The organism is Mucilaginibacter gossypii, assembly GCF_017569325.2.
GTDB lineage: Bacteria > Bacteroidota > Bacteroidia > Sphingobacteriales > Sphingobacteriaceae > Mucilaginibacter > Mucilaginibacter gossypii.
On record NZ_CP071878.2, the window covers coordinates 6,043,741 to 6,069,597 of the forward strand.

28 protein-coding genes are annotated in these 25,857 nt (G+C 43.4%); 16 read left to right on the forward strand and 12 right to left on the reverse strand.

Going from position 1 to position 25,857, the window contains the following annotated elements:
* Window positions 1–201: 201 nt before the first annotated feature.
* From J3L18_RS25715 to J3L18_RS25740, 6 genes are all read right to left on the reverse strand, one after another.
* Entirely contained in the window at window positions 202–1,767 is a 1,566-nt protein-coding gene (locus J3L18_RS25715; protein ID WP_129568200.1) for a M28 family metallopeptidase, read from the reverse strand.
* A gap of 194 nt (window positions 1,768–1,961) precedes the next feature.
* Complete coding sequence (locus J3L18_RS25720; RefSeq protein WP_129568201.1) at window positions 1,962–2,492, reverse strand: hypothetical protein; 531 nt, start codon at window positions 2,490–2,492, stop codon at window positions 1,962–1,964.
* A gap of 342 nt (window positions 2,493–2,834) precedes the next feature.
* Entirely contained in the window at window positions 2,835–5,951 is a 3,117-nt protein-coding gene (gene infB, locus J3L18_RS25725; RefSeq protein WP_129568202.1) for a translation initiation factor IF-2, read from the reverse strand.
* A 60-nt stretch (window positions 5,952–6,011) separates the two neighbouring features.
* Complete coding sequence (gene nusA, locus J3L18_RS25730) at window positions 6,012–7,247, reverse strand: transcription termination factor NusA (RefSeq protein WP_090532515.1); 1,236 nt, start codon at window positions 7,245–7,247, stop codon at window positions 6,012–6,014.
* Between the two features lie 3 nt (window positions 7,248–7,250).
* Entirely contained in the window at window positions 7,251–7,715 is a 465-nt protein-coding gene (gene rimP, locus J3L18_RS25735) for a ribosome assembly cofactor RimP (RefSeq protein WP_129568203.1), read from the reverse strand.
* 126 nt (window positions 7,716–7,841) lie between these two features.
* A complete protein-coding gene (locus tag J3L18_RS25740) occupies window positions 7,842–8,267 on the reverse strand; it encodes a hypothetical protein (protein WP_129568204.1) in 426 nt (141 codons plus the stop codon).
* A gap of 67 nt (window positions 8,268–8,334) precedes the next feature.
* Between J3L18_RS25740 and J3L18_RS25745 the strand changes: the two genes are divergently transcribed.
* Window positions 8,335–8,940, forward strand: coding sequence for a murein L,D-transpeptidase catalytic domain-containing protein (locus tag J3L18_RS25745; protein WP_223266101.1), 606 nt, complete (start codon window positions 8,335–8,337; stop codon window positions 8,938–8,940).
* 27 nt (window positions 8,941–8,967) lie between these two features.
* Here the strand turns inward: J3L18_RS25745 and J3L18_RS25750 are convergent, their stop codons facing one another.
* Together J3L18_RS25750 and J3L18_RS25755 are read right to left on the reverse strand one after the other, a co-directional pair.
* Window positions 8,968–9,549 carry a hypothetical protein gene (locus J3L18_RS25750; protein WP_129568205.1) on the reverse strand — a complete coding sequence of 194 codons (582 nt, stop codon included), beginning with the start codon at window positions 9,547–9,549 and terminating at the stop codon, window positions 8,968–8,970.
* Window positions 9,550–9,678: 129 nt separating this feature from the next.
* A complete protein-coding gene (locus J3L18_RS25755) occupies window positions 9,679–12,039 on the reverse strand; it encodes a prolyl oligopeptidase family serine peptidase (RefSeq protein ID WP_129568206.1) in 2,361 nt (786 codons plus the stop codon).
* 71 nt (window positions 12,040–12,110) lie between these two features.
* Between J3L18_RS25755 and J3L18_RS25760 the strand changes: the two genes are divergently transcribed.
* The 4 genes from J3L18_RS25760 to J3L18_RS25775 are packed head-to-tail and all read left to right on the forward strand — an operon-like array spanning window position 12,111 to window position 13,403.
* Window positions 12,111–12,626: a GNAT family N-acetyltransferase gene (locus J3L18_RS25760; RefSeq protein ID WP_129568207.1), complete on the forward strand. Its 516-nt coding sequence runs from the start codon at window positions 12,111–12,113 to the stop codon at window positions 12,624–12,626.
* A 16-nt stretch (window positions 12,627–12,642) separates the two neighbouring features.
* Window positions 12,643–12,906 (forward strand): ATPase, encoded by a 264-nt coding sequence (locus J3L18_RS25765; RefSeq protein ID WP_208102379.1) that lies wholly within the window; start codon window positions 12,643–12,645, stop codon window positions 12,904–12,906.
* Window positions 12,899–13,231, forward strand: coding sequence for a hypothetical protein (locus tag J3L18_RS25770; RefSeq protein WP_208102378.1), 333 nt, complete (start codon window positions 12,899–12,901; stop codon window positions 13,229–13,231). Before J3L18_RS25765 ends, J3L18_RS25770 begins: the two co-directional genes overlap by 8 nt.
* 1 nt (window position 13,232) lies before the next feature.
* Window positions 13,233–13,403: a DUF8506 family protein gene (locus J3L18_RS25775; protein WP_189549082.1), complete on the forward strand. Its 171-nt coding sequence runs from the start codon at window positions 13,233–13,235 to the stop codon at window positions 13,401–13,403.
* Between the two features lie 7 nt (window positions 13,404–13,410).
* Here J3L18_RS25775 and J3L18_RS25780 read toward each other — a convergent pair whose 3' ends face one another.
* A complete protein-coding gene (locus tag J3L18_RS25780; RefSeq protein ID WP_129568208.1) occupies window positions 13,411–13,905 on the reverse strand; it encodes a GNAT family N-acetyltransferase in 495 nt (164 codons plus the stop codon).
* 41 nt (window positions 13,906–13,946) lie between these two features.
* The gene (pepT, locus tag J3L18_RS25785) at window positions 13,947–15,197 is read right to left on the reverse strand and encodes a peptidase T (RefSeq protein WP_129568209.1); all 1,251 of its coding nucleotides are present in this window, start codon (window positions 15,195–15,197) and stop codon (window positions 13,947–13,949) included.
* 78 nt (window positions 15,198–15,275) lie between these two features.
* Between pepT and J3L18_RS25790 the strand changes: the two genes are divergently transcribed.
* The 5 genes from J3L18_RS25790 (at window position 15,276) to J3L18_RS25810 (ending at window position 19,247) form a co-directional block, all read left to right on the forward strand.
* On the forward strand, window positions 15,276–16,025 hold the full coding sequence (locus tag J3L18_RS25790) for a hypothetical protein (RefSeq protein WP_129568210.1): 750 nt from the start codon (window positions 15,276–15,278) through the stop codon (window positions 16,023–16,025).
* Window positions 16,025–16,390, forward strand: a complete 366-nt coding sequence (locus J3L18_RS25795; RefSeq protein WP_129568211.1) for an MmcQ/YjbR family DNA-binding protein — start codon at window positions 16,025–16,027, stop codon at window positions 16,388–16,390. The genes J3L18_RS25790 and J3L18_RS25795 overlap by 1 nt, the downstream gene beginning before the upstream one ends.
* Window positions 16,391–16,406: 16 nt before the next feature.
* Complete coding sequence (locus tag J3L18_RS25800) at window positions 16,407–16,808, forward strand: ribonuclease E inhibitor RraB (protein ID WP_129568212.1); 402 nt, start codon at window positions 16,407–16,409, stop codon at window positions 16,806–16,808.
* 63 nt (window positions 16,809–16,871) lie between these two features.
* Complete coding sequence (locus J3L18_RS25805; RefSeq protein ID WP_129568213.1) at window positions 16,872–18,617, forward strand: M14 family zinc carboxypeptidase; 1,746 nt, start codon at window positions 16,872–16,874, stop codon at window positions 18,615–18,617.
* On the forward strand, window positions 18,618–19,247 hold the full coding sequence (locus J3L18_RS25810; protein ID WP_129568214.1) for a rhomboid family intramembrane serine protease: 630 nt from the start codon (window positions 18,618–18,620) through the stop codon (window positions 19,245–19,247).
* On the opposite strand, the gene J3L18_RS25815 is transcribed toward J3L18_RS25810, so the two are convergent.
* The gene (locus J3L18_RS25815; protein ID WP_129568215.1) at window positions 19,216–20,205 is read right to left on the reverse strand and encodes a hypothetical protein; all 990 of its coding nucleotides are present in this window, start codon (window positions 20,203–20,205) and stop codon (window positions 19,216–19,218) included. The genes J3L18_RS25810 and J3L18_RS25815 overlap by 32 nt on opposite strands.
* 54 nt (window positions 20,206–20,259) lie before the next feature.
* Here J3L18_RS25815 and J3L18_RS25820 point away from each other — a divergent pair, with 54 nt between their 5' ends.
* Both J3L18_RS25820 and J3L18_RS25825 read left to right on the forward strand, forming a co-directional pair.
* Window positions 20,260–21,273: a dipeptide epimerase gene (locus J3L18_RS25820; RefSeq protein ID WP_129568216.1), complete on the forward strand. Its 1,014-nt coding sequence runs from the start codon at window positions 20,260–20,262 to the stop codon at window positions 21,271–21,273.
* Between the two features lie 113 nt (window positions 21,274–21,386).
* Complete coding sequence (locus tag J3L18_RS25825; protein ID WP_091169309.1) at window positions 21,387–21,572, forward strand: CsbD family protein; 186 nt, start codon at window positions 21,387–21,389, stop codon at window positions 21,570–21,572.
* 31 nt (window positions 21,573–21,603) lie between these two features.
* On the opposite strand, the gene J3L18_RS25830 is transcribed toward J3L18_RS25825, so the two are convergent.
* Window positions 21,604–22,155: a Uma2 family endonuclease gene (locus J3L18_RS25830; RefSeq protein WP_129568217.1), complete on the reverse strand. Its 552-nt coding sequence runs from the start codon at window positions 22,153–22,155 to the stop codon at window positions 21,604–21,606.
* A gap of 131 nt (window positions 22,156–22,286) precedes the next feature.
* Between J3L18_RS25830 and J3L18_RS25835 the strand changes: the two genes are divergently transcribed.
* From J3L18_RS25835 to lpxB, 4 genes are read left to right on the forward strand one after another with little or no spacing between them, the layout of a single operon-like run.
* Window positions 22,287–23,639 carry an alpha/beta hydrolase family protein gene (locus J3L18_RS25835; protein ID WP_129568218.1) on the forward strand — a complete coding sequence of 451 codons (1,353 nt, stop codon included), beginning with the start codon at window positions 22,287–22,289 and terminating at the stop codon, window positions 23,637–23,639.
* A 42-nt stretch (window positions 23,640–23,681) separates the two neighbouring features.
* Window positions 23,682–24,455 (forward strand): 5'/3'-nucleotidase SurE, encoded by a 774-nt coding sequence (surE, locus tag J3L18_RS25840; RefSeq protein ID WP_112655549.1) that lies wholly within the window; start codon window positions 23,682–23,684, stop codon window positions 24,453–24,455.
* 2 nt (window positions 24,456–24,457) lie between these two features.
* Complete coding sequence (locus J3L18_RS25845; protein ID WP_090532473.1) at window positions 24,458–24,724, forward strand: hypothetical protein; 267 nt, start codon at window positions 24,458–24,460, stop codon at window positions 24,722–24,724.
* Window positions 24,724–25,845: a lipid-A-disaccharide synthase gene (gene lpxB / locus J3L18_RS25850; protein ID WP_129568219.1), complete on the forward strand. Its 1,122-nt coding sequence runs from the start codon at window positions 24,724–24,726 to the stop codon at window positions 25,843–25,845. The genes J3L18_RS25845 and lpxB overlap by 1 nt, the downstream gene beginning before the upstream one ends.
* Window positions 25,846–25,857: the final 12 nt, after the last annotated feature.

Here is a 25,857-nt window from a genome sequence, read left to right on the forward strand (position 1 = left end):
TGGTTTATGGAAATTAACTGCCTGCAGACGGCTCTATTTAAGGAAAATAAGCTAATAACGAGGTGCTTTTCATATGTATTGGCCCATTTCTATTATAATCCCTGAATACACTAAGTCAAGGCTGGAATAACAATAGCATAAAGCACAAACAAAAAAAGCGATGCCCGGGAGCATCGCTTTTCTATAAATATCGTAACAGTTTTACCTTGCCGGTTGAGGCTTTGGCAGCTCTTTGCGCGGTATCATTTCGGCGCGTTGTGCCGTATGGTAAACAAATGAAGCAACAATGGTAGCGGCTTGTTTCAGGTCGTCTTCAATAAGGCGATCGTAAGTGTCCTGATTACTATGATGGGTACGTGAACCGTAATCAATAGCATCCTGGATAAACTGGAAGCCCGGAATGCCAACGGCATCAAATGAAAGGTGATCGGTACCGCCGGTATTACGAATGGTAAGCGTGGTGGCGCCAAGATCTTTAAAAGGTTCAAGCCAGGCTTTAAAGATAGGTGCCGCGGCCGAATCTCCCTGCAAATACACTCCACGGATCTTGCCGGTTCCATTATCAAGGTTGTAATAGGCCGAAAGCTTTGCTTGTTCGGGTTTAAGCTCCATCGTTTTAGGATCGCCAAAATGATTGGCCACATATCCGCGCGAACCAAATAAGCCCTGCTCTTCCGAACTCCATAGGGCGATGCGAATGGTGCGTTTGGGTTTAAAGTTAATCGCTTTTAAAATACGCATGGCCTCCAGCATTACCGCGCTGCCCGCTGCATTATCGGTAGCACCGGTAGCGGCATGCCATGAATCAAGGTGGCCGCCAAGCATTACTACCTGGTCTTTCAGCTTTTTATCCGTCCCGGGAATTTCAGCGACTACATCATAGCCCTGCATGTCGTCGGTAATGAATTGGGTTTTAATATCAGCTTCCAGTTGTACCGGCTGACCGCCTTTTATAAGGCGCAAAATGCGCTGGTAATCTTCGCTGCTGGTTTCAAGCTCGGGAGCTACTGCCCTCGCGGTATCGGCGTATGAAGCGCCGTTGGTGGTAAACACTGTACCATCAGTACCGCGGGCCTGGCTTAACACCAAGCCAGCTTTTTCATCAACCAAAAATTGGCTTAATGCAGTCCTGAAAGCACGTAATTTACGGAAAGCAGCCATTTGGGCTGCGTTGGGGTCTACAGCGTTCCTGCGCGGGCCGGCCGGCGTAGCTTTCGCGTTGGCCATTTCGGTAAGTTCCTCATCGGTATAACGGGCGGCATCCACTTTCCAGGTACGTTCTGTTGGTGCTTTAGTATCAAATATCACGATCTTGCCGGCCAGCTTACCTTTATATTGCTCAAGCTCTGCTGCCGAATCGGCTTTGATTATCATCACTTCGCCTTTGATTAAGCCATTTGTACCCGGTGTCCATGCTTTAGGTATGGCGATGATAGCGTGATAGTAAGGAATCGTGATAGCTGCATAGTTTTTTTGAACCTCCCAGCCTTTGCCAAATTTACCCCAGGCTTCCAATTTAGAGTTGGCCATGCCCCAGGTTTTAAGCTGATTAACAGCCCAGTTTTGGGCGCGCTTTAAGCCCGGAGAATTAGCAAGCCTTGGGCCCGAAACATCTGTAAGATAAAAAGCCGTTTCCATTACCTTTGAATGGTTAAGGCCTTCTTCCCTTATTTTTTGAACCATTGCAGCATCAACAGGCTCCTGTGCAAACGACGGTACTGCAATACCGGCCGTAATTAAACAGGAAAAGAGTAGTTTTAATTTCATATATAATAATTATAAGATCAGTTAATAACAAACCTATTTATTATAAATTAAAATCGGGAATATTATATGTTAACAAAGTTGTTACATGGGAGGGGATTACACAAGGTTTCTGGCGGATACAGTAACTTGTTAAAGTCACGCCATTGCTCACAACTTCAACCAGTTGAAAGATTCTGTGTGTAACTGGCTAAAGGCTAATTGACATTCATAATTATCGGGTATTTTTTTGTTCCAACTTGCTTTCTGTCGTCTATGATCATTACAAGCTTGCCCCGTAAATCAATCGGCCCTGTTCTTGGCTCGTAAGTATGCCTAATGGTAACAGCCTGTCCGGTGTATTCAAGTATTCCTGCCTGCGGCTGTTCTACTTCTCTTTTTAACATGGCCTGGTCTGTAAGTGCTGTGGTATCCGGGTTTTCAGTATAGTTGATCAGTTTCCCGGTAAAGTAAACCATTTGACGGCCTAAGATGATATCCTTGTCAATTTTAAGGCGCTTGCCATTAACCTGTTTTTTTACAATGATAGTTAGCAAGTGATTGGGGAACCGGTTACCGATGTACAGATACAGTAAATTGGTACGGGAATCAAAATCAATAACCCGGCACTTTACAACCACTTCTTTACCTAAGTGAGAGCTGATATCTTTAACAGCTATGGTATCTGCTTTTTGGCCAATTGCTGTAAAGCATGAGAAAAGAAGAATTGTAAGGATTGTCCATTTCATAGTGATTGTTTGTTTAGGAAAAGATTTATAACAAACTAAATTGAAAAATGTTATTATAAGATTTCAACCGCTGTTAAATGATAAAAGCCCCATTACTGACGCTTAGGATTGCTACATATACAGAACGGGTATACAACTACAGTTAAGCTGAAAGCTTAACTCATTTTAGGAGGAAGTTACGCTATCACTAAACCTTAGACCAGTCCCGGAGGCCTTCTCTGAGAATACAGACTTACGAAGTTTTTGAAACTTCGTAAGTCTCCGCTTTGTGAGAAAGCCCCAACAAAAAAGGGCTTATCCGTTACAGATAAGCCCTTCAATATTATAAAGCTGATTATTCAATTACAGCTTGCGTTTTACTTCTACATTTTCGTACGCTTCAACAATATCGCCTACTTCAATGTTGTTAAAGTTGTTGATGTTCAAACCGCACTCGTAGCCTGCGCTTACTTCTTTCACGTCATCTTTAAAGCGTTTCAGTGAAGCCAGTTCGCCGGTGTAGATCACCACACCATCGCGGATGATGCGGATCTTGCTGTTACGGTTAATTTTACCATCCAATACCATACAACCTGCAATAGTACCAACTTTGCTGATCTTAAAGGTTTCGCGGATTTCGACGTTAGCCACAATCTTCTCTTCAAAGGTTGGTGCAAGCATACCTTCCATTGCCGCTTTGATCTCGTTGATCGCGTCGTAGATGATAGAGTACAACCTGATATCAATCTGTTCAGCTTCGGCCAGTTTACGGGCACTACCTGAAGGGCGTACCTGGAAACCAATGATGATCGCGTCGGATGCCGATGCCAGCAATACGTCTGATTCGGAGATCTGACCTACCGCTTTCGAGATGATGTTCACCTGGATTTGCTCGGTAGACAGTTTCAACAATGAATCTGACAAGGCCTCGATAGAACCATCCACGTCACCTTTAACAATGATGTTAAGCTCCTTGAAGTTACCAACTGCCAAACGACGGCCGATTTCATCAAGGGTGATGTGTTTTTGTGTACGTAAGCCCTGCTCACGTTGTAACTGCAGGCGTTTGTTAGCAATTTCACGTGCCTCAACTTCACTTTCAAGCGCGTTGAACTTATCGCCCGCGGTTGGTGCGCCCTGCATACCCAACACCTGTACCGGTGTTGAAGGCCCTGCCGAGTCCACACGCTGGCCACGCTCGTTGGTTAACGCTTTAACACGACCGCTGTAGCAGCCTGCCAATATCGGGTCGCCTACTTTTAAGCGGCCTGCCTGTACAAGGATGGTGGTAACAATACCACGGCCTTTATCTAAAGCTGCCTCAATAACAGTACCTACGGCACGTTTGTTAGGGTTAGCTTTCAGTTCGAGCAATTCGGCTTCAAGCAATACCTTTTCCAATAGCAAGTCAACATTTAAGCCGGTTTTGGCCGAAATTTCCTGCGACTGGTATTTACCGCCCCACTCTTCAACCAAAATATTCATGGCCGATAACTGTTCCCTTACCTTATCGGCATTGGCGCCCGGCTTATCAATTTTGTTAAAGGCGAAGATGATTGGTGCACCTGCAGCCTGCGCGTGGTTTATGGCCTCGCGGGTTTGCGGCATCACGCTGTCATCGGCAGCTATCACTATAATTACAATATCTGTAACCTGCGCACCCCTTGCACGCATAGCGGTAAACGCTTCGTGACCCGGTGTATCCAGGAAGGTGATCTTTCCTTTGTTATCAGGCAATGTTACTTCGTAAGCACCAATGTGCTGGGTTATACCACCCGCTTCGCCGCCTATTACGTTGGTTTTACGTATAAAGTCGAGCAATGAGGTTTTACCATGGTCAACGTGGCCCATGATGGTTACGATTGGTGCACGTGTCACCAGGTCGGCCGGATCATCAGGCTGGTCAAGGTTGGCTTCTTCATCCTGCGGCTTCACAAATTCAACCTGGTAGCCAAACTCATCGGCCACAATTGAAAGTGTTTCGGCATCAAGCCTTTGGTTAATGGAAACAAACATACCCAGGCTCATACAAGTAGATATGATCTGCGTTACAGATACATCCATCATGCTTGCCAGCTCATTTGCCGTTACGAACTCGGTAACCTTCAATACTTTTGATTGCAGTTCCTGTTCCATTGCCAGTTCTTCGGCACTTGCAGCAACGTCATCACGTTTTTGACGACGGAATTTAGCACGCTGTGCAAACTTGCCCGACTTACCTGCGCCACTTAAGCGCGCAAGTGTAGCCTTGATCTGGTCTTGTATGTCTTTTTCTGACGGTTCTTCCTTCGGTCCTGTATGTTGAGGCGGATTATTGCGGTTGTTCCTGAAATCCGGGCGGTTACCACCGCCATGACCTCCCTGGCCCTGACCTGGCCCGCTGTTTCCGGGTGCTCCATGTGTACGGTTCCTGAAATCCGGGCGGTTAGGATTAATGGTACCACCACCGCTGGGCTGTTGACCTTGTTGCGGGTGATTGCCACCACCGCCCTGCTGGCCATGCGGATGGTTACCGCCGCCTTGCTGCGGGTTGCCCTGGTTATCTTTACGCTTACGTTTGCGTTTGTGATCGGCCGAGTTATTATTTGAATTTGATGATGAAGCTACCGGGTTGCGTTTTGGCGCGTTAACCGGCAACTGGATCTTACCAATAATATTTGGCCCGGTTAGACGCTCGGCTTTAGCACGGATCACATCCGGTTCCTGGCTTTCATCAGCTACTGGTGTAACCGGAGTTTCGGGAGCAGCCGGAGGTGTTGCAACCGGTGATTTTTCAGCAACAGGCGCTTTAGGCTCTTCTGCTTTAGGTACTTCGGCTACCGGCAGTGCAACCGGGGCTGCCGGTTTTGGCGTTTCAACCTTTGGTGGTTCGGGTACAACCGGGGCTACCGGCTGTGGCGCTTCAACTTTTGGCTCGGCAGGTGCCGGAGCCGGTGTTGGCGCAGGTGCCTGTGCAACTGGCTCGGGTTGTTTAACAACTACTTCCGCTGGTTTTTCAGCAGGCTTCTCCGCCTGTGGCTTAGCATTCAGGTTGTTAAGGTCAATTTTTCCAACCACCTTAACACCAGGTAATACGTCATTGCGCTCATCAGAACGTGCAGGAGCTTGCGCTGCCGGAGCAGGCTCGGCCGGTTTTGGTTTTTCAACCTGCGGCTGTGCAAAGTGCCCTGTATTCTTGATCAGTATCTCTTCGTTCTCAAAATCGCGCGAACGGCGGTTCTCAACCGGCTTTTCAGGAAACTGTGCAGCAGGCTCTTCTTTCCTTATCTTTCCGATACTGATCTGCTTAGCTTCCTCCTTAATACTTTTGTCAACAGCAAATTCCTTTAACAGGGCATTGTACATGTCATTATCCAGCTTGGCCATAGGATGCTTGTCAACCTTGTATCCTTTGGTAGCTAAATAATCGACAAGGGTACCCATGCCAATGTTCAGTTCTTTTACTGCTTTAATTAATTTTATGGATTTGTCTTCTGACATTTAATATTACTTTCTCTGCTTATTTAGTGCAAAAATACGATTTTAATTTGCTTATTCCGCTTATTCAAACTCCGCATTCAATATTGATAGCACTTCTTTTACTGTTTCTTCCTCTAAATCGGTACGTTTTACCAATTCACCAACGGTTAAGGCCAGTACTGATTTTGCTGTATCTAAACCAATACGTTTAAATTCATCAATGATCCAGCCTTCAATCTCGTCAGAAAATTCTTCAATGTCCACATCCTCGTCATGCTCATCAGCCTCGCGGTAAACATCAATTTCGTAGCCTGTCAATTTTCCTGCCAGCTTAATGTTATGTCCGCCACGACCGATAGCTAACGATACCTGGTCGGGTTTTAAATACACAGCAGCTGTTTTTTTCTCATCATCTAATTTAATAGAAGTGATTTTGGCAGGTGATAATGCACGCTGAATATATAGCTGGACGTTGTTGGTAAAGTTAATAACGTCGATATTTTCATTTTTTAACTCACGTACTATACCGTGGATCCGTGAACCTTTCATACCTACGCAGGCACCAACCGGATCGATACGGTCGTCATATGATTCAACGGCAACTTTAGCGCGTTCGCCCGGTTCGCGTACAATTTTCTTGATGGTAATTAAGCCATCAAAAATTTCCGGCACTTCAAGCTCAAACAAGCGCTGTAAAAACTCAGGCGCTGTACGTGAAATGATGATCTTAGGGTTGCTGTTCAGCATATCTACTTTTGATACAACAGCTTTAACACTGTCGCCTTTCTTGAAGTAGTCGGCCGGGATCTGCTCCGTTTTTGGCAGTAACAGCTCGTTGCCTTCATCATCAAGAACTAAAGTTTCTTTTTTCCAAACCTGGTAAACCTCGCCTGTAACAATTTCACCAACGCGGTCTTTATATTTTTTGAAGATCTCGTCTTTTTCTAATTCCAGGATTTTTGATACCAGCGTTTGCCGGGCGGCTAAAATAGCACGGCGGCCAAAGCTTTCTAAAGTGATCTGTTCAATATAATCATCACCAACTTCAAGGTCGGCGTCATACAGGTGTGCTTCGGCAAGTTCTATCTCCAGGTCATCATCTTCGCTAAAGCCATCTTCCATAACTTTACGTGTACGCCAGATCTCTAAGTCACCGTTATCGGTGTTCACAATTACGTCGCAATTTTCGTCCGTACCGTACTTTTTCCTGATCATGCTCCTGAAAACGTCTTCCAGAACGCTCATCATGGTAGGGCGGTCAATGTTCTTGAAATCTTTAAATTCCTGAAAAGAATCAATTAAATTAATATTGCTCATTTTTTACTTAAATGATATTAAAACCTTTGTTTCTGTTATTTGGTCCATTGGGATAACGCTTTCTATAACCTGCGCTTTTTTCCCTTTTTCTTTTACTTTTTCTTCAATGGTGATGGCATCCTCTGTAAGGCCGGTTAATGTGCCTTCGCGTTTAGCGCCATCTTTCATTTTAATGCCCAGGTTACGGCCAACATTCTTGGCGTATTGCCTTGGCGACGACAGCGGATAATCAATGCCCGGCGATGAAACCTCCAGGTTATAAGCGGTTTCAATCACGTTTTCCTCTTCCAGATGGAAACCTACGTGCCTGCTTACCTGTACACATTCATCAATACCGATGCCGTTATCGCCATCAAGCAAAATGATCAGCTTCCCGTTCGAGTGCATTTTAATATCCACTATAAACAGGTTTGGTTTATCTGCTATCTTCTCTTCTACCAGTTCTTTTACCCTTTTTTCAATATTCATTACCCACCGGTGTTTTTGACAGAATAATTTTGATTGATAAAATAAAAGAGGGGACTAATTGCCCCCTCTTTTATTAACGGTTGCAAATATAATCAAAAATATTAAATTTTCAAGCATATAGGTAGTTTATTGCTTAAAAATCAAATCTGTATAGTGTAAGGCTCCGGGTTTGCTGCGGCTTTTTATCAAATCGGTTAGCGTACTACCTGCACTGAAATCATAGTAACGAAAAAAATACGTTTGCTGTGTGCTAAAGGCCGTATCGGGGTTAAAAACAACTACATTGTTATGAACGGTATAACGACCCGGCTGTGCGGGCTGCAGGTTTCGCATGCTGGTATCGGCGGGCATGCGGTAAACGGCCATGAGCGTTTCCCAGGCTTTGGCAGATGAATCACGGCTGATCTCGTTAATGATGGCCGGATCGAAGCCTGTTATCTGCAATGCTTTTCCGTTATTAACTGTCTTAATGGTTACCAATGTTTTGGTTGATCTTTCTGTACAACTGAATAAAAACATTAACGGAAGTAATAAAGGAAAAAGTTTTTTCATTTCACAATAATAGGTTTATTGTAATAAAAAGCGGATATTTCTGTTTACAACACAAAACCTGACACAATTGAAACCGAGATTTTTATTCCTGCTCTTCTCAATGTTTTTTTGCTGTATTAAAACATACGCGGATGCACCCCGGGTAGACCTTAACCGTGTTAAAGAAAAAGCCAAACAAAGCCTGGCGTTTTGCCGGCAACGTGGTTACAACACCCGCTATTGTATTTTAATTGACATGACCCTGCCATCGGGTGTTAAACGTTTTATGGTATGGGATTTCAGGAAAAACGATGTGCTGGTTTCCGGACTGGTGAGCCATGGCTGCGGCCGTAACCCCTGGAGTGGTGAATGGTCGAAAGACAAACCGGCGTTCAGTAACCTGGATGGCAGCCATTGTACTGCTCCCGGTAAGTATCAAATAGATGGGCGGGCCTACAGCGCCTGGGGAATCCACGTAAAGTATTACCTCACCGGATTGGAAGCAACCAATAATAACGCTTTAGCAAGGCAGATCGTTTTTCATTCGTGGGAACAGGTAGCCGAAACGGAAGTTTACCCTAAAGGGACACCAGAAGGCTGGGGCTGTCCGGCTATATCAAATAATACCATGAAAATTGTAGATGCTTTGTTGAAGAAACAAAAGAAGCATGTGTTGATGTGGATATACAATTAATATACGCTCATTCCCAATCTGTTTTTTCTACTTTACAATAGTTTTTACAAATCCGTACACGGATATTGTATCGGTATATTCGCTTTCCCACAAATGCGACGCGGCGATCTGAAAATAGAACTTGCCCTTCAAAAGCTCACCCTTTACGTAGGTGTCTTTATCAAGAACAACGTTTTTATCTATCACTTTAAAAACAGGTTTTTTGTATGAGCTATCAGTAATTGAAAAAGTTTGATTGTATTTGGCTTCAAATACACCTGGTGATTTAACAAACTTCAATTCATAGCGGGCATCAGAAAAAGGAGTGTCCGTCAATTTAAAAACAAGAGCATTTTTATCGAGCGTCACTTCGCAATTTCTGAAATATTGCCTGACTTTACCTTCAATAACTGTCGTTTCTGAAGTGTAATTACGTTTTGATGTATCTTTCGTTTGCCTGTTAATTACATAGCTGAAATGTTCTTCTTTAAAAAAAGGCTCATCATAAAGTTTGCTTGAATAGTTTTTCGCTGGATACAAAGTTGGTGTTTTTACCAATTTTGATTGTTTTTGTATTGGCTGTGAACAGGAAAAAAGAAACAGTGTGAGTAAAATGGATACCTTTTTCATAAATGATTGAGTTTTAGCTTAGCACGCAGCTTAACCTGTGAGAGTTTTAATATATAGCCGCCGGTACAGCATGCGATTGCCGCATCGCGTCTCCCGCTTGTCCCCCCTTTGCTGCTCCTCTTAATTACTTTACTTCTTCAACGTCCGCTCAAATAACTTATAAATCCGTTTATACTCATCGGCCCAGCTGCTGGGTTGTTCAAAGCCGTGGTCTTCTACAGGGTACGAGGCCAGCTCCCAGTTTTCTTTGTGTAACTCTATCAGTTTTTGAGTAAGGCGAATGATATCCTGGTAGTTCACATTCTGATCTATCATACCATGGAGCATCAGCAGGTTGCCTTTTAAGCCGTTGGCAAAATAAATAGGCGAACTTTTACGGTAAGCCTGTTCATCCGTAAAAGGTTCATTGAGGATGTTGGATGTATACTCGTGGTTGTAGTGCGCCCAATCGGTAACGGAACGGATGGCCCCACCTGCCGCGAAAACGTTTGGTTCGGTGAACATGCCCATCAATGTAATAAAGCCACCATATGAGCCACCATACAAGCCAACATGTTTAGGATTGACACCATACTTTTCAACCAGTAATTTTACGCCGTCAACCTGGTCGGTAAGGTCTTTGCCGCCCATGTGGCGATAGATCCCTGTCCGGAAATCCCGGCCATAACCTGCGCTCGCTGTGTAGTCAATGTCCAGCACAGTGTAACCATTATCGGCCAGCATGTTGTTGAACATAAACTCACGGAAATAATAACTCCACGAATAGGTGACATTTTGCAGGTAGCCCGCACCGTGTACAAAAACTACAGCTGGTTTTGCTGGATCTTGCTTTTTAGGCTGATACAGGCGAGCATAAACATCGGTACCGTAGCGGTTTTTAAAGGAAATAATCTCGGGGTCCCGCCAGGAGTATGACAAGTATTCGGCCGAAACCGAGTTGGTTATTTTTACCGCCTTTGCGCCCGGTTTATTAGCCTGGATATATAGCTCCCATGGCCTGTTTGAATAAGAATAGCGGATAGCCAGCCACTTTTCATCGGGCGAAAGTGTTACCTCGTTGCCGCCTTTCATACCGGTAATTTTAACAGGGGTACCACCGCTAACCGGGATGCTGTAAAAATGGGTAATGCCCGGATGATCGATATTGGCAGTAAAATAAAACGTCTTTTTATTCTGGCTTAACTGCAAAGTTTGTACTTCCCATTTGCCGCTGGTGAGCTGCTTTTTAGCACCGCTGGTTACATCAACCACATAAATATGCGAGTAACCGCTGGCCTCGCTCTGGTAATAAAAATGGTTATCATCAATAAAACCTGTATTCCCGGGATCATCAATGCCGGGGCCGCCAATCCAGGCCTCATCCCGCTGACGGTCAAGCAGGCTTAGTTTACCGCTTACCGGGTCTAAGCGCATGATCCAGCAGTCTTTATTATCCTGTGCTGAGATAATGACCACGGCATTGCTGCCGCTTTGATTCCATAAAACGCCATCGATATTTACCTGCCTGTCGGCGTTTTCCTTTTGACGGGCTTTTAATTCATCGGGATAATCTTTTAAATAGTCGGGCAGGTCTTTAATGCCGGGGATCTCTGATGTAATAACCGGGTAAACTGCTTCACGGCGTTTATCGTAAATAAACGTCTCTGAGGTTGACGATGGCCGGCCCACTTTTGAGCGGTTCGGAATATCCTCGGTAAAACCCGATGCGGTAACATAATTAGGTACAATAGCATTTTGAACGCCATCGGTGCGTTTGGTAAGGCGATAGGTGATAAACCTGCCATCCGGACTGATCTGTACAGCGCTCAGTCTTTTATCGCCATAGGCAATCTCTTTCAGCTTGTCGGGCTTAAGCAATGCTGTTTCTGTTGAATCTTTTTTATCCTCCTTTGCTTCCTTTTTGATGATCTCAAACAACTCAAGCTGTTGCTTTTTGAGCCATTGTTCCTGTTCGCCGGGTTTATCCTTACTTTTTTTATCGCTTGCTGTCCGTACAAAATTGGTGAGCTGTACCAGGGTGCCGCCATTCAGGTTCAGGGCAAAGAGATTATTATCTTCTTTGTAAATGATCTTTGTTTCATCACCGCTGAAAACAGGGCTGTCTTCCTGCGCTACGGTATTTGTTAGCCGGGTGGTTTTGTTGGCTTTTACATCGTATAAAAATAAATCGCCGTTTTTACTGAATACCTTTTGGCTGTGCTTTTTGTTCCATTCTCCGTAACCGGCTGCCAGATCGCGCTGCTCGGCAATGCTGACTTTTTGTACCTTGTTGTCGCCGGGGCTAACTGAATATAACCGGGTATCGCCCGAAGCATCATCATCCCATTTAAAATAGATCTTTTTACTATCGTTAGCCCAGTTGATATTGGAGGGTGAAACCCCGATCCATTTGGGGGCGCGCATAATTTTTTCGATGCTAAGGGTATCCAGCTTTTGGGCAAAGGCGCCCGTTGCCGGGATCAGGAACAATAAGCCTAACAGTTTTTTCATATCTCAATAAAGCATGCAATTTAACAGTTTGGCTAATGATTGTTATTTTTAAGCATTTTATTGTTACAATAATGGAACTACAGGGCAACGGATTTTTATTGAGGGCGTGGCAACCGGGCGATGAAGCATCACTTCAAAAGCATGCGGATAACCCGAAGGTATCGGCTTTTTTGCGCGACAGGTTCCCGTGCCCTTATACTATGGAGGACGCCCTGTTTTGGGTAAACCTGGCCCAAAATCAGCAACCTTTAACCAACTTTGCCATAGTAGTTAACGGTGAAGCCTGCGGCGGCATTGGTGTTGAACTTTTTACCGACGAAAGCCGCATAACCGCGGAAATAGGCTATTGGCTTGGTGAAGAACATTGGGGAAAGGGCTTAGCAACCGAGGCTGTAAAACTGGTAACCACTTATGCTTTTGAACATTTTTCGCTATTGCGTTTAGAAGCCGGTGTGTATAATAGAAACACGGCATCCATGCGGGTGCTCGAAAAAGCAGGCTATATTCAGGAGGCCGTACTACGAAGGTCAGTTATTAAAAATGGCGAGGTGATGGATAAATATATGTATGCTATTTTTAAGGATTAACAACTAAATTCACAGGATGCCTAATTTGTATATCATAGCAGGTTGTAACGGTGCCGGTAAAACCACGGCAAGCTATACAGTTTTGCCCGAATTGCTTAACTGTAATGAGTTTGTAAATGCAGATAACATCGCGGCGGGACTATCTCCCTTCAATCCGGAAAGTGTTGCATTCGAAGCCGGCCGGATCATGCTGCAACGGATTGATGAGTTGCTGAACCGGGGAGTTGACTTTGCCTTTGAAACAACGCCTTTCAACCCGGAGTTATGTATCTTTGGTTAAAAGAGCCCGGCAAAAAGGATATGAAGTTACTTTATTGTTTTTTTGGTTGAGCTCTCCTGAAATGGCAATGGAACGAGTAGCTAAACGAGTGAGTAAAGGAGGCCATAATATCCCTGCCGATGTAATAGAACGGAGATATTACCGGGGAATAAGAAATTTGGTATCTTTGTATATACCTCTTTGTGATAAATGGCTGATTGCAAACAACACGGATCTTGGGCCGGTGTTTGTTGCACAAAGTGCGGATGAACTTAAAACCAATATTATAACACCCGATATTTGGGAAACGATTTTATCGCAAGCTAATGACAACAAAAACACATAAAATGGATATAAACGAGTTTGCTGAAAAAGTGCTTGAAGGCATGAAGCGGGCAAACCGCAAACTGGTAGAAACTGCCGCTGCCAACAACGAAAGCCTTATCATTGGAGATAAAGACGGCAGTTTCAAAGCTGTACCCGCAAAAGAGCTTTTAAAAACCCTTCCCGCCAAATAGCAATCAGCTATAGTTCCTTTCGCATTACATAATCGTTCATCCAGTATTTACCAATGGCTATATCCTCTTCATAAGCTATGGTAAACCCCATTTTTTCATAGAATGATTTGGCGTTGTTGTGCCTGTTGACGTTAAGTTCCAGCGTTTTCTTACCGGCATCTTTAGTTTTTTGGGCCACCTCGTTAATCAATACCTTTCCGTAGCCTTTGCCCTGGGTTTGCGGCAGGCAGTATAGCTTGTGCAGCTTATAAACCTCCGGGTTTTCCTCGCGGGGCGAATAGGCTGCAAATGCCACCGGATTGCCTTCTTCCTCCAGTAACAGGTAAGTTTGCTGATTTTCTTTAACCTGTTTGGTTATTTTCTCTGTCGAGTAAATCTCGCCAAGCATAAAGGATATCTGTTCGCGCTCAAGAATGGGGCTGTAGGTTACCCACCATGTTTTATCGGCAATATCACTGATAGTTTCCACATCGTTTAAGGTGGCAGTACGTATTGTATACATCTTCAAATTTAGTTTGGTGTTATTAAGAAAAGTCGTATGTCTTAACTTCTTTCTTCCCAGATCATGCACAGGTGCAAAATGGTTTCAACTGCTTTCTGCATATCCTGAATTGATACCCACTCGTGCCTGCTGTGAAAAGCATGTTCGCCGGCAAAAATGTTAGGACAAGGCAAGCCCATGAATGAAAGTCGTGAGCCATCGGTACCACCCCGGATACTGCACAATTTGGCGTTTAAGCCGGTACGGTTAATGGCCTCCATTGCATAATCAACAATTTGTGGGTGTTGGTCAAGCACACCTTTCATATTACGGTATTGCTGGCTCACGGTAATATCAAACGTAGAACCGGGAAATTTCTTTAATACTTTAGTAGCGGTTTGGCGGATAACCTCTACGTGATTTGCGAGTTTATTTTCATCAAAATCCCGGATAATAAAATCGATAGATGCGGTTTCCACATGGCCTTCTATACCTACGGGATGCACAAATCCCTGCATGCCTTCGGTATGTTCAGGCGAAAGTTCATCAGGCAGGGCGGCAATAATTTGCCCGGTAATTTTAATAGCGCTTTCCATTTTGCCTTTTGCAAATCCCGGATGAGAGCTTACACCATTAATAGTAAGCCTGGCCCCATCTGCCGAAAAGGTTTCATTCTCCATATTACCCGCGCTTTCGCCGTCCATAGTATAGGCAGCAAAGGCACCCAATTTGGCAATATCCACATGATCTACACCATGGCCAACTTCTTCGTCGGGCGTAAACAGGATCCGGATATCGCCATGCTTTATTTCGGGATGGTTCATGAATTGATAGCAGGCATCCATTATTTCGGCCACGCCGGCTTTATTATCGGCGCCGAGCAGCGTGGTGCCGCTGGCTGTAATAACATCGTTACCCAACTGGTTCTTCAGATCGGTATGCTCGGCCATGCGGATCACCTGGGTGTTATCATCAGGCAATATTAAATCCTGGCCCTGGTAATTTTTATGTACAATTGGTTTTACATCCTTTCCGCTGCAATCGGGCGCGGTATCCATATGCGAGCAAAAGCAAGTTACGGGTACCGTTTTATCAGTATTTGACGGAATTGTAGCATAAACATAACCGTACTCATCCAAATGCGCATCGGTTATACCCATAACCAGCAGTTCATCAACCAGCAGCCTACCAAGATCTTTTTGCTTTTCTGTTGATGGAAATGAAACCGAAGAGGGGTCTGATTGCGTGTCTACGGTAACATAACGCAAGAAGCGTTCGGCTACTGTGAACTTAATGAATGAACTGAAATTCATATAAAGCTTTTATATTAGTGAAAATTTCGGCGGCGGTTAATACCATCTCCAATTGTAAATATTGATTAAAATTATACATTGAAAAAATATTTTCTGCTTTTTGTTTTGGTTTGTGCTTCGGCTATGGCAAAAGCCCAAAGTGGTTTTAATTATTATGAATGGGGCATTGGCGGAGGTGTCAATTACGCTCGTGGGTTCGATGACCTTAAAAAACAAGTATGGCATCCCGGGGGTACGCTCAATTTAACTTACAACTACAGTCCTTATGTACCAATAGCGCTCGATTTCCATTTTGGAACTATTGAAGGCGGCGGCCTTACACCCAGTACAGACGAGTTTGGCCGCAAATCAAAAAATAATTTTTTAGCGCTTGTTCTTCGTGCCGATTTACAAATGGGGGAAATAATTGATTATAGTAACAGCGGATTTTTAAACGTTATTAAAAACTTTTACATAGGCTCGGGCATTGGTGCAATAAAAAATAAGATGGCGTTTGTACAACGGTCAAATCCACCTGGATATGAGAACCATGGGCCTGTTGGCGAAACCGAGGGTTTTCAGGGAAAAGACAAGAGCATTAACCTTATGGTACCAATAAGATTGGGCTATGAGTTTAAAATTTACGATGATTACGACCAGGTTGGTTATACTATAACCCTTGGTGTTCAGCATAGCTATACTTTTGGCGAGGGGCTTGACGGCTACAATGACAACCCTCAAAAATTTAAGAACAATGCGCCCGATCAGTTTGTTCAATACAGCATTGGATTTAAGTATAACTTTGGCAATACAGTATCCTACACCAAATTGGTCAGAAATTTCAGGTAATGAACATAGAAGAACTGCGCGACTATTGTTTGCAAAAACCGGGTGCGACCGAAGGTTTCCCTTTTGGTGAGGATACACTGGTTTTTAAAATTGCCGAAAAGATATTTCTGTTAACCGGTTTACAAACCGGCGATAGGTTCAATGTTAAATGCGACCCTGAATGGGCTGTTGAACTCCGCGAACGCTACCCCGAAGTGCAGCCTGGCTACCACATGAACAAAAAAATGTGGAACACTGTGCAAATGAACGGCGCTCTTACCCGTAAACAAATCTGCGAAATGATTGACCACTCATATAATGAAGTGGTTAAAAGTTTACCCAAAAAGGTGCAAGCTGAGATAGCAGAATTACAAGCAAAAGCATAACATCATTTTTATCACCGTGGGATTATTCAGTTTTTTCGGTAAAAAGGATAACGGACAATTTGTATCGGCAGAGGCATTCAGTGAAAAATCGACAATACAGCTTAACATGTTGCCGGTACTTATGGAAAAACTAAGGGCGTTAAATGTTAACGAAGACAGGGAACTGATGCTTGAGTTTTTCTTTTATACCAATACCTATCAAAAGTCCGGGGCATTTGCGCAGGAATTATCCAATTTGAACTACCAGGTAAAATATGGCGTTTCTGAAGGGGATAAAAATCTATTCATTATTACCGGCTGGTCTGCTAAAGTAAAAATGCAAGATGCAGTTGTAGCTTCATGGATTAGCCAGATGTGTAGCCTTGGTTATAAATTTGATTGTGAGTTCGACGGCTGGGGTACCACACCCGATCAGTAATATTATTGTGTGCCGCACATCTAATTGGCATTCTTAAACTATATTTGAGCAACGTATTTGCTTATGAAGATAGTTTTCGCTGCCCTTATTGCCTGTTCCATTGCCTTATCTGCCCAAGCCCAGCTTACACCGTTTGAGTTAAGTAAGGATAAAAATTATACCGCCACCTACGCCCAGGTAATTGATTACTATCAAAAGTTAAATAAGCTGTATCCGCAGCAAATGAAACTTATCAACTATGGCACAACCGATGTGGGTAAACCCTTAACACTTGTAGTGCTTTCAAAAGATAAAATATTTGATCCCGCGGTTATTAAAAAGCAAAATAAAAGGGTATTGCTCATCAACAACGGCATCCACCCTGGCGAACCGGAAGGTATTGACGCCAGTATGATGCTGGTGCGTGATCTGCTTAAAAATAATACCCTGCCAAAAGATGTGGTGATTTGCCTTATAGCGCTGTATAATATCGACGGTAACCTTAACCGGGGGCTGAGCCGTGTAAGTCAGAACGGCCCATCGGCCTATGGTTTCAGGGGTAACTATCGCAATCTTGATTTAAACCGCGATTTTATTAAGGCCGATAGCCGCAATGCTTTAGCCTTTACACAGATTCTTACCACCTGGAAACCTGAAGTCTTTTTAGATAATCACACCAGCGATGGCGCCGACTATCAATATGTGATGACGCTCATTGAAACTCAAAAGGAAAAGCAAAATCCCATCCTGGCCGATTATACCACCGAAACACTTACGCCGTACCTGTACAGCAAAATGAAAAAGAGCGGCTATGAAATGATACCTTATGGCGCTGGAGAAGAGGGCTTACCCGATTCTGGCATTGTTAGTTTTTTGGAAACCCCTCGCTTTGCTACCGGTTTTACTGCCCAGCATAACATCATCAGCTATATTACCGAAACGCACATGCTGAAGCCTTTTGACAAGCGTGTATACGCAACTTATGATTTTATGCAGCACCTTATTGAAATTAACCAGCGCGATGCGAAACTGATAGGAGAACTGAAGCGTAAAGCCGATGAACAGGTAACCAGCCAAAAAACTTTTGCATTAAGCTGGGCGGTTGATAAAAGTAAGGTTGATACCATCACCTTTAAAGGTTATGAGGCAGGCTATAAAACCAGCGGAGTGAGCGGATTGCCAAGACTATATTATGATCGTGATAAGCCATACACTAAAACCATCAAATATTACAATACCTATAAAGTTACTGCCGCTGCCGATAAACCTGTTGCCTATGTAATTCCGCAGGCATGGGGTAAGGTGATTGATTTGTTTAAGCTGAACGGGGTACAAATGAAACAGCTGGCACATGATACTACGCTTAACCTGCAAATGTATTATATAGCCGATCTGAAAACACCGGCCCGGCCATTTGAGGGCCATTATCTGCATACCGGCGTAAAACTTAACCCGGTGGATATGCCTGTTAAATTTTATACCGGCGATTATGTAGTATATACTAATCAGCCAATAAACCGTTATATCGTGGAAACGCTGGAACCGCAAGGTGTCGACTCGTTTTTTGCGTGGAACTTTTTTGATTCGGTGCTGGGCGAAAAAGAATATTTTTCGGACTATGTTTTTGAAGATATAGCCGCCGATCTGCTAAAAAAGGATCCGTCGATTAAACAAAAACTGGAAGATGCCAAAGCGAAAGACCCACAGTTGGCCAATAATGCCGGAGCGCAATTATTCTTTGTTTACCGCAATTCGCCTTACTTTGAAAAAACTTTTATGCGCTACCCGGTAGGCAGACTATTAACTAATACCAAACTCGACCTTAAATAAATGGAATACTTACAAACGGCCCCGGTGGCCTGTGCTATTTTCGTAATAACAATTATTACTTCGCTTTTAGCTTTTTCAAACAATAACCTTTATGGCCGTATGATGCTGCATCCTTACACCGTTTCGCGGGGAAAGGATATTCATACCATCATCACCAGCGGGCTTATTCACCGCGATTGGATGCATTTGTTTTTCAATATGCTGTCGTTTTATTTTTTCGCGTTCGGGTTGGAGCCATTATTGGGCCACGTTCAATTTGCCATATTGTACACTGTAAGCTTAATTTTAAGCGATATGCCAACTGTGCTCAAACACAAAGATCATTACAGCTATTACAGCCTTGGAGCTTCAGGGGCAGTAAGTGCGGTTATTTTTAGTGCAATATTATATAATCCATTGGCTCAGATGATGATATTGCCGATACCGATACCTATTCCGGCAGTAATATTTGGTGTGTTATATTTGGTATATTGCCATTATGCCTCAAAGTATTCGCGCGATCAGATCAACCACGATGCCCACTTTTATGGCGCACTGAGCGGCTTGATGATCACCATTATATTTCACCATGAAATTTTGCCCGATTTTTGGCAGCAAATTACAATGGCAGTTTCAAATCTTGGCCATTAATAAACTCCCCATCAGCATTAAATAAAAAGCTCATAGGTTTTTCGGGGTTCCTGATAATCTCCAACAGCAGGAACCCCCAATTTTTCCAAAAGTTTTCCAGTACCTGTCCGTAGGTTTTGTTCATCCAGTCGTCAAACAGTGGTTTGCTGCTGGTACCACGCAGGGGCAGGGCTTCTAAGGATATAGTATCGCCAATATTGAAAATATCGTACTCGGGCAGGCGGTTAAACAGGTAAGCCGAATAAAAGAACCGGGCGTTCAACTCTTCAAACTGGATGGGGTGCAATATGTTATCGCCAATTTTATCTAAAGCTTCTTTATGATAGCGGGCGTTGGCGCCGTTATCCTGCAGGCAAAGTATCAGGCCAAAATCTTTTATCCTTAATGAAAAGGTAAGCGTATTGATCTCATCGCGGTAGCCAAAAACGTTCTCAGCATTATCAACCTTAAACAATATCAGGCTGTACGGCTTAAAACCATCAAACTCAACCGGCAGATTGAGGCTTTGCAGCATCATGTGCAGGTTATTGAACTTGTGGATAATGGATTGCGATATGTTAAATTCCTCGCCCTGCGAGTGCTGGAGTTTGATGCCGGCCTGAATCTCATTAAAAATAATTCCGTACAGCAATTTACCCGCCCACAGAAACAGTTTGTCCTCATCAAGCGTTTTCACGGCGTCGTAACCGCTATCAAAAGCAACAGCAATTTCGTTTTCGAGGGGTTCAAGATAGCGTTCGTTAACTTCGGCTGTGCAGGGCAGTTTCAGGTCTTTATAAGTAGCCATACTTTCGTCGAGCAACTTAAAAGGCTTATCTTCCAGCTCATAACGGCTCATGAGCCATTGCGGAAATACCTGGATCTGTTCCTCGGGCGAATTAAGGTTTTGCCCTGTAAGGAAACATTTATTGTTGCTGAAATTGAAACTGGTGAACGGTGAATAAATTTGTGCCGGCATGGCCGCAAAGATAAGCACGATTTTCGTACTAAAATTTTAGCTTTGGTTTTTAACATGGAACTGACATATCAACCTTACGAGCTTCAGCTGAAGCATGCTTTTACGATAGCCAAATTTTCGCGTACCTCTACCCCGGTTATGCTGGTGCAGATCAGCCATGAAGGCAAAACCGGTTACGGCGAAGCTTCAATGGTGCCTTATATGGGCGAAAGCCATCAAAGTGCTACGGAATTTTTAAGCAAGGTTGATATTGCCCGGTTTAGTTACCCTTTTGATTTTGCAGCGATCATCAATTACCTCGATAGCATTGCTCCTGGTAATCCGGCTATTAAAGCAGCCATTGATATTGCGTTGCATGACCTGGACGGCAAATTAAAAAAACAGCCCTGCTGGCAGTTATTAGGAAGCAACCCTGCGTTGATGCCCGTTACCAGTTTCACGATAGGCATTGATACGCCCGAAATGATCATCAAAAAGGTAAAAGAGGCAGAAGGGTTTAAAGTGATCAAGGTTAAGCTTGGTCGGGATACGGATAAAGAATTGATCTCTACCATCCGCTCAGTTACCGATGTGCCGCTTTATGTAGATGCTAACCAGGGCTGGACAGATCTGCAGCAGAGTTTGGATATGACCCATTGGCTGCATGAGCAAGGGGTACAATTGATAGAACAGCCCATGCTCAAAACTGATCCCGACAGCAATGCCTGGCTCACCGAACGGAGTCCTATTCCTATTATTGGCGATGAAGCCGTTCAACGTTTTGAAGATGTGGAAAAAGCGAAAGGTATTTATACCGGGATCAATATTAAACTGATGAAATCTGCAGGTTTATATGAAGCGAAAAGAATGATTGACAAAGCCCGCGAGCTTGACCTGAAGATCATGATTGGATGTATGACCGAAACAAGCTGTGCCGCTTTAGCAGGTTTAGCCATTGCTCCGCAAGCAGATTGGGTTGACCTTGACGGCCCCTTTTTAGTAAGTAATAACCCTTATGTAATGCCGGAATTTAGTGACGGAAAATACATACTAAACCACGATCCGGGCTTAGGGTTGAGATTTAGTTAAGTAGCTTTGATAACCATTCCAGGGCTTTCAGCTTTCGGCATTCTGCTTTTGGCTTTTTTTCAAACCATCCTTGGCCTCGTCCGTTATCCTGATACATCTAAATAAAAAACATTATGGACAAGTTAGAAATAAAAGGCGGATGGAATGAGCTGAAAGGCAAAATCAAACAAGCCTACGGCGACCTTACCGACGATGACCTTGCCTGGCAGGAAGGTAAAGATGATGAAACACTTGGCAAGCTTCAGAAAAAAACGGGCAAAACCCGCGATGAACTGGTAAAGTGGATAAACAGTTTATAAAATTTGAGAAGCTCCGGGGACGGGGCTTTTTTTATTGGAATAGTTTGGATACTTCAATATCAAAACCTGGTAGCAGCACTGATTTAAGAACCTCTGTTAATTGAGCTTTTTGTTCGAGGACATAAGCTCTTTCTTTTAGAATATATAAATCGGCATTTTGCTGAATAGGATCTATGATAATGTATTCCTTTACACCGTATTTTTCGTAGATGTCCTTTTTCTGCCTTAGATCATAATACGCATTTGAGGGTGAGAGTATCTCTACGATTAAGTCGGGTGCACCTTCAATGCGATCCTTTATTAGTTCTTTCTTTCTATCTTCTGCTATGTAAAGAATATCGGGCTGTACTATATTACCCACATCAAACTTCACATCCATAGGAGAGTAAAGCCATTGCCCTTTTCGGCCATGTTGAATATTGTAAAGAACAATAATTTCAGACAATGCATATAAGATCTGTTGATGAATGGGAAGGGGTGAAGGCGACATAATTAAATCATAGTTAATCAACTGAAAAGGAGCACCTTCCTCAAGCATCAAATAATCATCAATGGTGTATTTTTTCTTATCAGCCGTCAGCATAAATCAAATATAACTAAAATTCATTTTGTTACCAATATAGCCGCCATGTAAACAAACCCAATATTATTAAATATTATATATGCAACTATTCCGATGCAGGCGTGTCATATAAGTACTTATAACTACAAAATATGAAACTAAACCTCAACCATCTAATCTTATTTATTTTATTTTTTACATTCTCATCTACATTATCTGCACAGGAAAACGCTTTAGAAAAAGCCGCATCCAACGCCGAGAAAAGGATCAGCCAGATCCGGGTTAACAATGAGATCGACGCCGATTCAACCTTTAAACTGCTTAGCAACTGGCATGATTACCCGGATATAAAAGGCGGCAAAGACTATCTTTTCTACTATACTGATTCGCTGTTTGGTAAAGTGCCGTTCAGGGTGTTTGTGCCTGTTTCTTATAATAACATACGTAAATCCACTTGTATACTATTACTTCATGGTGCCGTTGGCCAAAGTAGTTTCGCCGATGCAGACAGCATTCAAAAATTTGACGATGATATCATTTTTGCCATCCTTAAAAAGCAGGATAACGTCATTGTCAGGCCGATTGGTGACCCTAAAAAGTTCTTCAACTGGGTATTAAATAAAAAAGCTTTTCGCGATCGCGATGTGCCAAATTTTACCTATCAAACACTGGCCAATATATTAATTTCGGTAAAAAAGCAAGTTAACATCAATGACAGCAAAATATTTGCTTTAGGGCATTCAGATGGCTCGGACGGCGCCATTGGTTTGGGTCTTTACACACCAAATCAATTCGCCGGCTTTATGGCGTATAATTCAATGTTCGACAATATCTTTGCCCGCGACTTTTATATCAGAAACATTATAAACAATCCGCTATACGTGGTACATTCTGACCTCGACGATCTGCGCCCCATCCAACAAACCCGCATTATTATGGATTGGTTAAAAGATAGGCATAATCATTTGATTTATAAGGAATACATCGGCTACCAACATTACGATAAGCATTTAAACACCGACCTTCCTTATACACCCGTATTTATAAATAGTGTGAGCCGTAACTTATTCAAAAACACAATCTATTGGGAATGCTATAGCGATAAAATTTATAATTCGTACGCATGGATAAAACTAACGGGTATCGATACCGGACTTAATCGTGCTGCCTGGCATCAGTCACTTACTTTTCCTAATTATGATAAGATCAAAAAAGAAATTGATACCAGGTACCGGCAGTATCAGGGCCTGAACAAAAGCGCCGCCGTTAAAGGGACATTTTTCAATAATATATTCAACCTTGAAACATCGGGTGTAAAAGAAACAGAGATAATGATTAGCCCACTAATGGTAAACCTGGAGCAACCGGTTGTTGTAAACATAAACGGCAAACAGGTTTTCAGAGGCAAAATACAAGCGGACAAAAACTTTATGCTTCGGAATTTCAAAGCCAGTTTTGACAGGGATGCCATTTGGGTAAACTCGGTTAAATTAAAAGTAGAATAAGCCTGGCCGGGTTACATTGTTGAGGATTGTTAACTTTGCCCAATGAAAGTTACCAAACCCACCATACTTGTTGTAAATGACGATGGCATCACCGCGCCGGGCATCAAAGCCCTGATGGATGCCATGGCCGAAATTGGCCGTGTTGTAGTTGTTGCCCCGGATAGTCCGCAATCAGGTATGGGGCATGCCATTACCATCGGCAAACCTTTACGGCTTGACCAGGTTGACATTTACGAGGGCATTGAAATGTACCGCTGCTCGGGCACTCCGGTTGATTGCGTGAAGCTGGCTGTTAACAAGATCTTTAAAGGTAAAAAGCCTGATCTTTGTGTTTCGGGCATTAACCATGGCCTTAATAACTCTATCAATGTGCTGTATTCGGGCACGATGTCGGCAGCGGTTGAGGGAGCCATTGAGGGTATCCCGTCGATAGGTTTTTCGTTAGATGATTATACTTTACAGGCCGATTTTGAGCCTTGCATCAGGTTTGTAAAAGAACTTGCTTTACAGGTTTTAGCCCATGGTTTACCACAAGCCAGTTTGTTAAATGTAAACTTTCCTGGTACCAAACACATTAAAGGCATTAAAATATGCAGGCAGGCGGCTGCCAAATGGGCCGAAGAATTTGATGAACGCATGGATCCGCATAAAAGGCCATATTACTGGCTTACCGGTGTTTTTCAATTGAATGATGGCGGCGAGGATACCGATGTGTGGGCTTTGGAACAGGGTTATGCTTCGGTTGTGCCGGTGCAGTTTGATATGACTGCACACCACGTTATCCCCTACTTAAACAACTGGAAATTCAACCTGTAATTATGCTAAACAAAAACGACGTATCCTTAGGCCTGCTCATTGGCGCCATACTGCCAGGTGTTAGTCTGTTTGTTTTTGGATTTCTGCTTAAAAATCAGCTGGTTTTCATGCATAAGCCGGGTATTCCCTACTTTGTTGCTTTTGCCATCAATTTGTTTATCATCCGTTATTTTTATGGCAAAGGGGCCGATAAAACGGGAAACGGCATTGCCATGATCTCGCTTTTGTTTATGCTGGCCATATTCATTTTTAAATTGCAATCTCTATAATGAAATATTACCTGGTAGCCGGCGAAGCTTCGGGCGATTTGCACGGGGCTAATTTGATGAAAGCACTCAAATCGCTTGACCCGGATGCTGAATTTCGCTTTTTTGGCGGCGACCTGATGCAGGCCGAGGGCGGCACACTGGTAAAACATTATGCCGATATGGCTTTTATGGGCTTTGTTGAAGTGGTTGCCAACCTGCAAACCATTCTTAAAAACATGAGATCGTGCAAGCGGGATATCTCGGCTTACCACCCCGACGTATTGATCCTGATAGATTTTCCCGGCTTTAACCTCAAAATAGCCGAGTACGCCAAAGCTAATGGCATACCGGTTAACTACTATATTTCGCCCAAAGTTTGGGCCTGGAACCAGAAGCGGGTGTTAAAAATCAAACGCATTGTTGACCACCTATTTTGCATATTGCCTTTTGAAGTGGCATTTTACAAAGAGTGGGGAATGGATGTTGATTATGTAGGTAACCCTTTGCTTGATGCGGTTTCAGCATTTAATCCTGACCCTGATTTCCTGCAAAAAAATAAACTTGGCGAAAAGAAAATTATAGCACTGTTACCCGGCAGCCGCAAACAGGAAATCAGCAGACTGCTGCCCGATATGATCCGGGCTTCGGCCAACTTTCCTGAATACCAGTTTGTAATTGCCGGTGCACCGGCTTTTCAGGCTGATTATTATGCGCCTTACTTAAACGGCGCCGAGATCCCCGTTGTATTCAACGGCACTTATGATCTGCTGAATCATGCCCATGCAGCTATTGTAGCCTCCGGTACCGCAACACTTGAAACCGCGCTGTTTAATGTGCCGCAGGCAGTGGTTTATAAAGGCGGGAAATTAACTATCGCCATAGCGCGCATGCTGGTTAAGCTTAAATTTATATCGCTGGTTAACCTGATCATGGATAAAGCGGTAGTGAAGGAGTTGATCCAGGAAGAGTGTACGGCTAACAAGATAAGTGAAGAGTTAAAACTGATTGTCAATGATGTAACCTATCGCCAAAACATACTCAATAATTATGACGAGCTTGATGTGCGCATGGGGCAACCGGGGGCATCAGCCAAAACAGCCGGGTTAATTGTTAAATATACTGAAGCAGATAGGAAATCATAGTAAATTCAGCGA

Excerpts from the sequence above, each read along its gene's own strand:
- nusA (WP_090532515.1), bottom strand. The coding sequence starts at position 7,247 with ATGAGCAATATTAATTTAATTGATTCTTTTCAGGAATTTAAAGATTTC.
- rimP (WP_129568203.1), bottom strand. The coding sequence starts at position 7,715 with ATGAATATTGAAAAAAGGGTAAAAGAACTGGTAGAAGAGAAGATAGCA.
- J3L18_RS25740 (WP_129568204.1), bottom strand. The coding sequence starts at position 8,267 with ATGAAAAAACTTTTTCCTTTATTACTTCCGTTAATGTTTTTATTCAGT.
- J3L18_RS25715 (WP_129568200.1), bottom strand. The coding sequence starts at position 1,767 with ATGAAATTAAAACTACTCTTTTCCTGTTTAATTACGGCCGGTATTGCA.
- J3L18_RS25820 (WP_129568216.1), top strand. The coding sequence starts at position 20,260 with ATGGAACTGACATATCAACCTTACGAGCTTCAGCTGAAGCATGCTTTT.
- surE (WP_112655549.1), top strand. The coding sequence starts at position 23,682 with ATGAAAGTTACCAAACCCACCATACTTGTTGTAAATGACGATGGCATC.
- J3L18_RS25755 (WP_129568206.1), bottom strand. The coding sequence starts at position 12,039 with ATGAAAAAACTGTTAGGCTTATTGTTCCTGATCCCGGCAACGGGCGCC.
- J3L18_RS25835 (WP_129568218.1), top strand. The coding sequence starts at position 22,287 with ATGAAACTAAACCTCAACCATCTAATCTTATTTATTTTATTTTTTACA.
- J3L18_RS25830 (WP_129568217.1), bottom strand. The coding sequence starts at position 22,155 with ATGCTGACGGCTGATAAGAAAAAATACACCATTGATGATTATTTGATG.
- J3L18_RS25760 (WP_129568207.1), top strand. The coding sequence starts at position 12,111 with ATGGAACTACAGGGCAACGGATTTTTATTGAGGGCGTGGCAACCGGGC.
- J3L18_RS25795 (WP_129568211.1), top strand. The coding sequence starts at position 16,025 with ATGAACATAGAAGAACTGCGCGACTATTGTTTGCAAAAACCGGGTGCG.
- lpxB (WP_129568219.1), top strand. The coding sequence starts at position 24,724 with ATGAAATATTACCTGGTAGCCGGCGAAGCTTCGGGCGATTTGCACGGG.
- J3L18_RS25775 (WP_189549082.1), top strand. The coding sequence starts at position 13,233 with ATGGATATAAACGAGTTTGCTGAAAAAGTGCTTGAAGGCATGAAGCGG.
- infB (WP_129568202.1), bottom strand. The coding sequence starts at position 5,951 with ATGTCAGAAGACAAATCCATAAAATTAATTAAAGCAGTAAAAGAACTG.
- J3L18_RS25750 (WP_129568205.1), bottom strand. The coding sequence starts at position 9,549 with ATGAAAAAGGTATCCATTTTACTCACACTGTTTCTTTTTTCCTGTTCA.
- J3L18_RS25805 (WP_129568213.1), top strand. The coding sequence starts at position 16,872 with ATGAAGATAGTTTTCGCTGCCCTTATTGCCTGTTCCATTGCCTTATCT.
- J3L18_RS25765 (WP_208102379.1), top strand. The coding sequence starts at position 12,643 with ATGCCTAATTTGTATATCATAGCAGGTTGTAACGGTGCCGGTAAAACC.
- J3L18_RS25810 (WP_129568214.1), top strand. The coding sequence starts at position 18,618 with ATGGAATACTTACAAACGGCCCCGGTGGCCTGTGCTATTTTCGTAATA.
- J3L18_RS25845 (WP_090532473.1), top strand. The coding sequence starts at position 24,458 with ATGCTAAACAAAAACGACGTATCCTTAGGCCTGCTCATTGGCGCCATA.
- J3L18_RS25825 (WP_091169309.1), top strand. The coding sequence starts at position 21,387 with ATGGACAAGTTAGAAATAAAAGGCGGATGGAATGAGCTGAAAGGCAAA.
- pepT (WP_129568209.1), bottom strand. The coding sequence starts at position 15,197 with ATGAATTTCAGTTCATTCATTAAGTTCACAGTAGCCGAACGCTTCTTG.
- J3L18_RS25720 (WP_129568201.1), bottom strand. The coding sequence starts at position 2,492 with ATGAAATGGACAATCCTTACAATTCTTCTTTTCTCATGCTTTACAGCA.
- J3L18_RS25780 (WP_129568208.1), bottom strand. The coding sequence starts at position 13,905 with ATGTATACAATACGTACTGCCACCTTAAACGATGTGGAAACTATCAGT.
- J3L18_RS25815 (WP_129568215.1), bottom strand. The coding sequence starts at position 20,205 with ATGCCGGCACAAATTTATTCACCGTTCACCAGTTTCAATTTCAGCAAC.